Source organism: Deltaproteobacteria bacterium (assembly GCA_005879535.1).
Taxonomy (GTDB): Bacteria; Myxococcota; Myxococcia; order Myxococcales; family 40CM-4-68-19; genus 40CM-4-68-19.
The window spans coordinates 1-9,244 of record VBKI01000103.1 but is presented as its reverse complement, the minus strand read 5'-3'; the positions used below and the strand labels follow the sequence as shown (position 1 = coordinate 9,244).

Annotated in this window: 12 protein-coding genes; 8 read left to right on the top strand and 4 right to left on the bottom strand. The window is 67.7% G+C overall.

The window, feature by feature from the left end:
• Nucleotides 1–179 precede the first annotated feature (179 nt).
• The 3 genes from E6J58_23920 (at nucleotide 180) to hemL (ending at nucleotide 3,949) form a co-directional block, all read left to right on the top strand.
• Nucleotides 180–1,685 carry a hypothetical protein gene (locus E6J58_23920; GenBank protein TMB31993.1) on the top strand — a complete coding sequence of 502 codons (1,506 nt, stop codon included), beginning with the start codon at nucleotides 180–182 and terminating at the stop codon, nucleotides 1,683–1,685.
• Between the two features lie 76 nt (nucleotides 1,686–1,761).
• Nucleotides 1,762–2,622, top strand: a complete 861-nt coding sequence (locus E6J58_23915; GenBank protein ID TMB31992.1) for a tetratricopeptide repeat protein — start codon at nucleotides 1,762–1,764, stop codon at nucleotides 2,620–2,622.
• 37 nt (nucleotides 2,623–2,659) lie between these two features.
• The gene (gene hemL / locus E6J58_23910) at nucleotides 2,660–3,949 is read left to right on the top strand and encodes a glutamate-1-semialdehyde-2,1-aminomutase (protein ID TMB31991.1); all 1,290 of its coding nucleotides are present in this window, start codon (nucleotides 2,660–2,662) and stop codon (nucleotides 3,947–3,949) included.
• Here the strand turns inward: hemL and E6J58_23905 are convergent.
• Nucleotides 3,946–4,362, bottom strand: coding sequence for a hypothetical protein (locus E6J58_23905; GenBank protein ID TMB31990.1), 417 nt, complete (start codon nucleotides 4,360–4,362; stop codon nucleotides 3,946–3,948). The two genes, hemL and E6J58_23905, sit on opposite strands and share 4 nt — an antisense overlap.
• Nucleotides 4,363–4,390: 28 nt before the next feature.
• Here E6J58_23905 and E6J58_23900 point away from each other — a divergent pair, with 28 nt between their 5' ends.
• From E6J58_23900 to atpF, 5 genes are all read left to right on the top strand, one after another.
• A complete protein-coding gene (locus E6J58_23900) occupies nucleotides 4,391–4,702 on the top strand; it encodes an AtpZ/AtpI family protein (protein TMB31989.1) in 312 nt (103 codons plus the stop codon).
• Nucleotides 4,699–5,085 (top strand): hypothetical protein, encoded by a 387-nt coding sequence (locus E6J58_23895; GenBank protein ID TMB31988.1) that lies wholly within the window; start codon nucleotides 4,699–4,701, stop codon nucleotides 5,083–5,085. Before E6J58_23900 ends, E6J58_23895 begins: the two co-directional genes overlap by 4 nt.
• Nucleotides 5,082–6,044 carry a F0F1 ATP synthase subunit A gene (gene atpB / locus E6J58_23890; protein ID TMB31987.1) on the top strand — a complete coding sequence of 321 codons (963 nt, stop codon included), beginning with the start codon at nucleotides 5,082–5,084 and terminating at the stop codon, nucleotides 6,042–6,044. The genes E6J58_23895 and atpB overlap by 4 nt, the downstream gene beginning before the upstream one ends.
• Before the next feature lie 120 nt (nucleotides 6,045–6,164).
• On the top strand, nucleotides 6,165–6,395 hold the full coding sequence (locus E6J58_23885) for an ATP synthase F0 subunit C (protein ID TMB31986.1): 231 nt from the start codon (nucleotides 6,165–6,167) through the stop codon (nucleotides 6,393–6,395).
• 58 nt (nucleotides 6,396–6,453) lie between these two features.
• Nucleotides 6,454–6,966: a F0F1 ATP synthase subunit B gene (gene atpF, locus E6J58_23880; GenBank protein TMB31985.1), complete on the top strand. Its 513-nt coding sequence runs from the start codon at nucleotides 6,454–6,456 to the stop codon at nucleotides 6,964–6,966.
• Between the two features lie 15 nt (nucleotides 6,967–6,981).
• Here the strand turns inward: atpF and bfr are convergent, their stop codons facing one another.
• From bfr to glgA, 3 genes are all read right to left on the bottom strand, one after another.
• A complete protein-coding gene (gene bfr, locus E6J58_23875; GenBank protein ID TMB31984.1) occupies nucleotides 6,982–7,449 on the bottom strand; it encodes a bacterioferritin in 468 nt (155 codons plus the stop codon).
• Between the two features lie 13 nt (nucleotides 7,450–7,462).
• On the bottom strand, nucleotides 7,463–7,681 hold the full coding sequence (locus tag E6J58_23870) for a (2Fe-2S)-binding protein (GenBank protein TMB31983.1): 219 nt from the start codon (nucleotides 7,679–7,681) through the stop codon (nucleotides 7,463–7,465).
• A gap of 82 nt (nucleotides 7,682–7,763) precedes the next feature.
• The gene (glgA, locus tag E6J58_23865) at nucleotides 7,764–9,188 is read right to left on the bottom strand and encodes a glycogen synthase GlgA (GenBank protein ID TMB31982.1); all 1,425 of its coding nucleotides are present in this window, start codon (nucleotides 9,186–9,188) and stop codon (nucleotides 7,764–7,766) included.
• Between the last annotated feature and the right edge of the window lie 56 nt (nucleotides 9,189–9,244).

Genomic DNA, 9,244 nt, shown 5'->3' with positions numbered 1-9,244 from the left:
GCGAGAAGGTCGTCGGCGCGACGCGTGCTCCCGAGGAACGGGAAGCGGACGTCGCAGCCGCGGTCGTGACCGAGCAGGCAGGCAACGAAGACGACGACGGCTCGCCCCCCGACGGCGACCAGTAGGGGCCTTGCCCGGTGCACGGCGGCTGTCCACCTTCCCGGTCCGGGGGAAGGCGGATGCGACGGACAGCACTGTTCGGTATCCTGCTCTGCGCGCTCGCGTGCGGGTCGAACGGGGGCGGCTCCGGAATCATCACGCCGCCGACGGATGGCGGCGGTACGGACGCAGGCAACCCCGATGGCGGACCGGATGCCGGTCCGGACGCAGGTCCCGACGCCGGTCCGCTCGGCGGCGGTGACTGGGGACAGTACCGCCACGATCCTCTCGGCAGGTCAGAGAATCCCGGGGTCTTCGAGGCCGCGGAGGTCGCGAATCTGACTCCGCTATGGCAACAGAATTTCGACCTGTACGTGTACACGCAAGCCGTGGCCGCCGAAGGGATCGTCGTTTACACGACGGCGTTCAGCGGAAAAGTGAAGGCCATCGAGGAATCGACGGGCAAAGAGCTTTGGTCGAGGACGCTGAACTTGCCGATCGTCACCAACTGCGAAGACTCCAAGCAGCCCGGGTTCTGGGCGTCCGCGGCGATCGCGAACGGCGTCGTGTACGTCGCGTCGCCGGACGGAAACGTCTACGCGCTCCGCGCCTCAGATGGCACCGACGTCTGGGCGCCGGCGCGCGTCGCCCATCCGTCGGCGGCTGCCAACGGCGAATTCATCCAGTCCTCGCCCGCGGTCTCGACCCGGCTGGGACGCCTCTACGTCGGCGTCGCCTCGTCGGCGGGCCTGCAGTGCGAGGTCGCCGGTCGCATCGTCGCCATCGATCTGGCGACGGGCGCGGTCCAGTCGCAGTCGCTGGTCAATCCCGGGCAGCAGGGCGCTACGGTCTGGAGCAGCATCACCATCGTCGAAGACGAAAACCGGATCTATGCAACCACCGGCAACCGCCAGGGTTCAAGGAGCGCCACGCCCTACGCGCAGGCGTTCCTCGCGCTCGATCCGAAGACGCTCCAGGTGTTGGATCACTGGCAAAACCCGTCCGACGTGGAAGACATCGATTTCGGCAGCTCGCCGACGCCGTTCGACGCCGGAGGGATGAAGCTCGTCGCGGCGACCAGCAAGGACGGCAATCTATACGTCCTACGGCGCGACGCGCTCAGCCAGGGGCCGGTCTGGACCTATCGCATGGCGCAAATCGATCCCAACAATCCCAGAGTGGGAGTCGATCCGATTTTGGGCTGGGGCAGCATCTCCACGCCCGCGTTCGCGCACGGGGTCCTCTACGCTGCCGGCGGGAAAACGCCCGACGGCAAGGCGCCGGGTTCCGTCGTCGCGTTCGACCCCACGAACGGAAACGTTCTGCATACGCACTATACGCCGGGATATGTCCTCGGGCCTCTCGCGCTGGCGGGCGAAATCCTCGTCGTGGAATCGACCGCTCTGGACAACAACTCGAGCTGGCTGGAGATCCTGAACGCCAACGACCTCACGTTGCTCCGAAGGTTCGAGCCGGCTGCACAGAACGCGACCTACGGCGGGCCATCGATCGCGCACGGAGCGATCTTCTGGACGACCCAGGACGGCCTCACGCACAACTTCGGCGTCCCGAAGTACCGGCGCTGAAAGACCCACACCGCGGCACCCGCGCTCACGAATGCCGCGTTGCGGCGAGTGGCGGCCGGTGGTACCGCATTGAGTCGTGAGGCGCACGATCTCGATCGCGATGACTGCGCTGCTGCTCGCGGCCTGCGGGCGGCCCGCAGCCCGTCTGCAGCATGCGAGAGATCTCGCCCTCGCCGGACACCACAAGACGGCACTGCTCGAGGCGCGGGCGATTCTGTTGACTCTGCGCGACGAGCAAGGCGAGAAGGTCGACGCCGTCCGCCGCGGCGCGCTGAAGCTGGCGGGCGATCTCTGCGCCGTCTACCTCGATGACCCGCGCTGCGCCGCCGTCGAGTACCGGGAGCTGGTGAAGCGGTATCCAATGGCGTCCGAAGCATTCGAGGCGCGGGAGAGGCTCGGCGACCTCGACATGCGCATCGGCGACGTGAAGGGCGCCCTCGAGGCCTGGAGGGATCAGGTAGCGACGGCGCCGGGCCGGAAGGGCGCCGATATGGCCCAGCTGAGGATCTCCCGTGCGCTGCTCGAGCAAGGCCAGTTCCACGACGCCCGCGCCGCCGCCTCCGAGCTCCAGCGCCGCTGGCCCAAGTCCTCCCTCGCGGCAGCCGCCGCGCTCCTCTCCGCCTCCACCTATCACCTCTCCGGACGCCACGCCGACGCCATCGCCGCCTACGATGCTGTCGAGCGCAAGTTCCACGACACGCAGAAAGCCGCCGAGGCCCTCTTCGAGAAGGGCAACTGCATGGCGGAACTGGGCGACGACGAAGGCGCCGTCAAGGCGTACACGGCGGCGCTCCCCCGGCACGACTCTCCCGACGCCGTCCAGTTCTCGCTCGAGCGCGCCGAGCGGCGCCTGCAGCGCGGAAGCCCCGTGAGCCCACACAACATGTCCGCCGTGTGGGATCGCGGTTACGCGCAGGGGCGAGCTTCGACTCACTAAGCCCCTCGCCCGGCAGGCAGGATATAACCTGCCCGCCATGCCTTCCCTGAAGCTCGAGAAGTCGCGGCGCGAATTCGAGCGCGCAAAGTCGCTGTTCCCGGGCGGCGTGAACTCGCCCGTCCGCGCCTTTCGGGGAGTCGGCGGCGACCCGGTCTTCATCGCCAGGGGCGAGAAGGCGCGCCTCCACGACGAGGATGGCAATTCGTACATCGACTACGTGCTCTCCTGGGGGCCGCTTCTCGCCGGGCACGCGCATCCGAAGATCGTGCAAGCGATCCAGGAAGCCGCCGCGCTGGGGACCACCTTCGGCGTGCCCACCGCGCGCGAGAGCGTGCTGGCCGAGAAGGTACGGGCGCTGGTGCCGTCGATGCAGAAGCTCCGCTTCGTCAACTCGGGGACCGAGGCGACGCAGTCGGTGCTGCGCGTCGCCCGCGGTTTCACCGGACGCGAGCGCATCGTCAAGTTCGAGGGCTGCTTCCACGGTGCCACCGATCCGCTGCTGGTCCGCGCAGGGTCGGGCGTGGAGACGCTCGGGCTGCCCGATTCTCCAGGCGTTCCGAAAGCCGTCGCAGCCCTCACCACCGTGCTGCCGTACAACGACGCGGCGGCGGTGCGTGATTTCTTCCGCGGTCCGCGGGGCAAGGAAACGGCGGCGGCGATCGTCGAGCCCGTGGTCGGGAACATGGGCGTCCTGCTTCCGCGCCCCGGGTTCCTCGAGGCGTTGCGCGAGGAGACGCGGCGCGCCGGGGCCCTGTTCATCTGCGATGAGGTGATGACGGGCTTCCGCGTCGCCCGCGGCGGGGCGCAGGAACGATTCGGGATCGATCCCGACCTGACCTGCCTGGGGAAGGTGATCGGCGGAGGGCTGCCGGTAGGCGCGTACGGTGGCCGCGCCGACATCATGGGCCAGGTGGCGCCCGACGGTCCCATCTACCAGGCCGGCACGCTCTCGGGGAATCCGCTGGCAATGGCCGCCGGCATCGCGATGCTGGACCTCGTCGCCCAGCCCGGATTCACGGAGGGCATCGAGCAGCGGACCGAAGAGCTCTGCGCGCACCTCCGGGACGCGCTGAAACGGGCCCGCGTCGCGGCACGGATCAACCAGATTGGCTCGATGTGGACCCTCTTCTTCGCGGGCGAGGACGTCTACGATTACCCGACGGCGAAGCGGGCCGACGTTGCGCGGTTCGCCCGCGTGCACCGGGCGCTGCTTGAGCGCGGCGTCTACCTGCCGCCCTCCCAGTTCGAATCGGCTTTTCTGTCCAGCGCTCACGGCCGCGAGGAGATCGACGCGACGGTCGCCGCGTTTGCGGGAGCGCTCTCCTAACCCGCCAGATCGCCGATGGTGCACAGCAGCGCGGCCAGCCAGGAAAGCCCGAACATGGCCTTCGCGAACTTCGGCCGCACCGGCGCGACGGGCGGCGCATCCTGGACGGCGCGCGCGATGCCGATCAGCGCTATTCCAAGCGCCCCCACGAAGAGAAGCGCGCCCACCTTTCCGTACGCTCCCCGGTGTCCGATGAAGCGAGCCGGCAGATCCACGACTAGATACGTAGACACCAGGTAGGCGAGCGGCAGGCAGCAGATCAGGACCAGCTCGACGGCTGCATTGACTGTCACCGACACGATGGCCTTCAGGGCGCGCGCGACTTGCCAGACGGCCTTCAGGCGCTCGGCGCGCAGGGTCGCGCGGTGCGCGGAACGCGAGCTTCCGAGCAGGTTGCTGTACGGCCGGAGCACGAGCGCAAGGATAACACGAGCGGTTTGACTGTCACTGTATGCGCGTGCTAAACGGCGCTGCTTTTTTTCGGAAGGGCGCGTGGCCGGCAAGGAGCAGAGCGACCGTCGGGAGGGCGTCGGGGAGGGGATCGCCTCCTCCTATCGCAAGGCCGGTCCCTACATCGACGCCAGCTGGCAGCTCGCCGGCGCCGTCGGGCTCGGAACGCTTCTGGGATGGTGGCTCGACAAGAAGCTCGCGACCGGCCCCTGGTTGCTGGTCTCCGGTGCGCTGTTCGGAATCGGCATGGGCTTCTATCTCTTCTTCAAGATCCTGGCGAAGATCGGCAAGGGGGGCAAGTGAGCGAGCCGCGAAGCAAAGCGCTCCCGTTCGCGATCGCCAGCGCCGTGGTCTGCGCGCTCGGAATCGCCGCCGCGCTGGTTCTGCCGCAGGATGCGCGAGGTCCGGCGCTGTACGGCGCCGCAGCAGCCGCCCTCGGAGCGCTGTGCGCGTTCTCGGCGCTGGCGCGGGCAGTCGCCAAGGGTGGAACCGGCGTACTGGCCGCATTCTCCATCGGATTTCTCTGCCGCGCCGCGCTGGTCGCGGCGGGGCTGATCGCGTCCGGCGCTCGCGGCAATCCGGCGCTGGTGTTCGCCGCCGCCTTCTTTACGCTGTATGCCGCAACCCAGGTGATCGAGGTGCTGTTCGTCCACGCCAGCTCGAGGCCGCAGGGAGCCACTCCATGATCGTCCTTCTCGCGACCCTTCTGCTTGCGCAGGCGCAACCCGGCCATCAGCGGCAGGGTGTTCCGGTGCGCGACACCAACCGCCCGGCGGCGAGCGAGCACGGCGCGACGCTGGGCCATCAGGAAGTAGCTCCCGGGGCAGAGCGCAAGGGCGAGCACGAGAAGAGCGGTGAAGAGCACAAGGGTGGCATCGCCGAGCACATCTTCGAGCACGTCCAGGACGAGGTCGTGGTCCCGCTCGGGTTCTGGGCCGGCCACCGCTACATCCGCCTCGACATCACCAAGCACGTGATCAACATGTGGATCGCCGCCGGCATCCTGCTGATCGTCGTCGGCCTCGGCGCCCGCAAGCGCGCGGTGATCCCCAGCGGCGGGTACAACCTGCTGGAGACGTTCGTGATGTTCATCCGGGACGAGATCTCGGTGAAGAACATCGGCCACCACGCGAATCTCTACACGCCCTATCTCTGCTCGGCGTTCTTCTTCATCCTCTTCATGAACCTCTGTGGCCTCTTGCCAATCCCGGCGTTCGGCGGCTTTCCCGGCATCTCGACGGCGACGGGAAACGTCTCGGTCACCGTCGTCCTCGCGCTCTTCACGTTCGTGCTCACGCAGATCGCCGGCATGCGCGCGCAGGGCGCGGTCGGCTACTGGACGCACCTCGTTCCCTCCGGCGTCCCCGGGGCCCTCTGGCCGCTGATGTTCGTGATCGAGTTCTTCGGACTCTTCACCAAGCCGTTCGCCCTCACCGTCCGTCTCTTCGCCAACATGGTGGCGGGACACATCGTCATCTTCTTCCTCATCGCGCTGACCCTGTTCCTCTCCGTCTACGTTGCGCCGGTGTCGGTGGCGTTCGCGCTCGGCATCTTCATGCTCGAGCTGTTCGTGGGACTCGTGCAGGCTTATGTGTTCACCATGCTGTCCGCGCTGTTCATCGGGATGACGCAGCACGCACACTGATTTTCGCCGTTCGGCGAAGACGCGGGCTGGGCTTCTGGCGGCCTCGGGTCCACACCCCGCGACAACATGCCGCTCCCCGCCGCCGGGGCCAGAGGCATCCTTGGAAGTGGAGAGTCTGACATGAACCAGTTCTCGCTTGGCTACTTCGCTGCGGGCATCGGCGCCGGACTCGCGGTGCTCGGCGCCGGCTTTGGCATCGGCCGCCTCGCCGCGGCCGCCATGGAGGGCACCGCCCGCCAGCCGGCCGCGGGCGGCGACATCCGCACCTCGATGATCATCGCGGCGGCGCTCATCGAAGGCGTCACCCTGTTCGCCGAGGTGGTGTGCATCATCCTGGCCGTGAAGACCTGAGAGCCAGCAGCGGGCGGGGGCCTGTGATACAAGGCCCCCGCTTCATGGAGGACTTCCGATGGTCGTCGCAGCGGGCCTGACCGACGTCAACTTCGCGCTGAGCTTCTGGACCGCGCTCACCTTCCTCATCCTGCTGGTGGTGCTCGGCAAGTTCGCCTGGGGCCCCATCCTCCAGATGCTGGAGACGCGGGAGAGGGCCATCGCCGAGGCCATCGAGTCGGCGAAGAGGGAACGCGCCGCGGCCGAGGCCGCGTCGGCGGAGATGAAGGCGACGCTGGAAAAGGCGCGCGCGGAGGCGGCGGAGCTGATCCGACGAAACCAGCAGGAAGTGGCAGCCGCGAAGGCCGAGCTGATGGCGCAGGCGAAGAAGGAGAGCGAGGACCTGCTCCAGGCGGCGCGCAAGACGATCAACGAGGAGAAGCGGCAGGCCCTCGCCGAGCTCCGCTCGCAGACGGTGGACCTGGCCATCGAGGCCGCCAGCCGCCTTGTGCAGATGAATCTCGACGAAAACAAACAGAAGCAGCTCGTCGAGGAATATCTCTCGCAGCTCCCCAAAGAGACCCGAGTCTAGGTCTTCAGCGCCAGATCACTTGATCTGCTCGGACAAATAGCGCTCGACGCCAATCTGCTTGATGGTTTCCTGCTGGGTTTCGAGCCAGTCGACGTGGGCCTCCTCCTGGCGGAGCATGCGCTCGAGCATCTCCCGGGTCCCGTTGTCACCTGCGCTGCGGCAGGCCTCGATCCCGTCATTGAACCGCTTCACCGCGTCGTACTCGACCTGAAGGTCGAGCTGGAACTGCTCGGGCACCGTCTGGCCCACGTTGACCTTCCCGTACCGCTGCAGGTTGGGCAGTCCCTCGAGGTAGAGGATCCGGTCGATGAGCTCGTCGGCGTGCTTCATCTCCTCGATGCTCTCCTTGCGCACCTTCTCGGCGAGGCGATCGAAGCCCCAGTGGTGGCAGAGGCGGGCGTGGAGGAAGTACTGGTTGACGGCGGTCAGCTCGGCCGTGAGCACGTCGTTGAGCAGCGTAACGACCTGCTTGTCGCCTTTCATGAGCCCCCTCCGATCAGAGAGCGGCGGAAGCTAGCTCAGGGTCACGGCGAGGGCAATCGGCGCAGTTGCCGCTGCAGGCGCGGTCGATGCGCTGCTCGATGATCCGCCGGCAGCATCCGCAGTCGCCGCCGGCGCCGCTCGCGCGGGACACCTCGGCGAGGGAGCGGGCGCCGTCGCGGATCAGGGCGTCGATCTCGCGGTCGGTCACGGAGTGGCAGATGCAGAGGATCAAGGCGCCCCGGGGGTGAAATTGAGAATGCGTCTCAATTTCATCAAGATTGTAGCGCGGGGTTTTTTCGGGCGCAAGCCGACGGTTACATGCGGTACAGAGCTTCGTACTGGCCGGCCGCCCGCTCCCAGGAGTGGTCGCGGGCCATCGCCCTCTGTTGCGCGGCGCGCCAGCCGGCCTTGTCGCGCCAGAGCACGAGCGCCCGGTCCAGAGCTTCGAGAAGACCTGCCGGACTTTCCTTCTCGAAGCGGAATCCCCACCCCTGCGGTCCCTCGGAAATGCTGTCGTTGAGGCCACCCACGGCGTGAACCAGCGGCAGCGTCCCGTAGCGCAGCGAATAGAGCTGGTTGAGGCCGCAGGGCTCGAAGCGCGACGGCATCATGAACACGTCCGCACCCGCCTCGATGCGGTGCGCCAGCTTGTCGTCGAAGCGGAGCTGGGCGGAGACGTGGCCTGGATACCGGGTCGCGAGGGCCGCGAACTGCTCCTCCAACACCGCGTCGCCGGTTCCGAGCAAGAGGAGCTGGACGCCGCGCTCCATCATGCTCGGCACGGTCTCGGCGAGGACGTCGTAACCCTTCTGGTGCGCGAGCCGGCCGATCGTCGCGCAAAGCATCGTCCCGGCCGCCGGATCGAGACCCACCTCCTGCTGCAGCGCCGCCTTGCAGGCCGCCTTCCCCGACAGATCCTGGGGCGAGTAATGCTGCGGGATCAGGGGATCCTTCTCCGGGCTCCAGCGGTCGTAGTCGACGCCGTTCATGATGCCGGTCAGGTCGCCCTGGCGGTGCCGCAAGAGCCCTTCGAGCCCCGCGCCGACCTCGTTGCTGTGGACGATCTCGCGCGCGTAGGTGGGTGAGACCGTGGTCAGCTTCTCCGCGAAGACCAGACCCGCCTTCATGAGGTTGAGCTTGCCGTAGAACTCCAACGCGTCGGGGTTGAAGAGATCCGCCGGCAGCTCGAGCTCGCTCATCGCCTCGCGCGGGAAGACGCCCTGGTACGCCATGTTGTGGATGGTGAAGACGCAGCGGGCGCGGACCGGCGACGGCCTGCCCGCCCACCCGCGCTTGACGATCAGCGGCACCAGCGCCGCCTGCCAGTCGTGGGCGTGGATCGCGTCGGGAATGAAGTTCCACTGCCGCGCCGCTTCCAGCGATCCGGCGGAGAGAAGGGCAAACCGCTTGTGGTTGTCGCGGTAGTCCTTGGCGCCCTCGCCATAGAGCTCGCGGCGGTCGTACCAGGGATTCTGGAGGAAGAGGTACCGCAGACGCTCCGCCGGAGCGTGCACGTGGATGTGCGCGCCGGCGTTCAGGTTGGGAAACTGCACCTCGACGCGCCGACCGGTGTCCCGCAGGCCGAACTGGGGCCCGTCGATGACGCCGTAGCGAGGGATGATGACCATCACGTCGTGCCCGCGCCCGGCCAGCGCCCGGGGAAGGGCCCCGATCACGTCGCCCAGCCCGCCCGTCTTCACGTAGGGCGCCGCCTCGGACGCGACGAAGAGGATCTTCACGAAAAGACCTCCGTCTGCCGGAGGAAGCTCGCTGCCTCCTCCGGTGGCGTGGGATT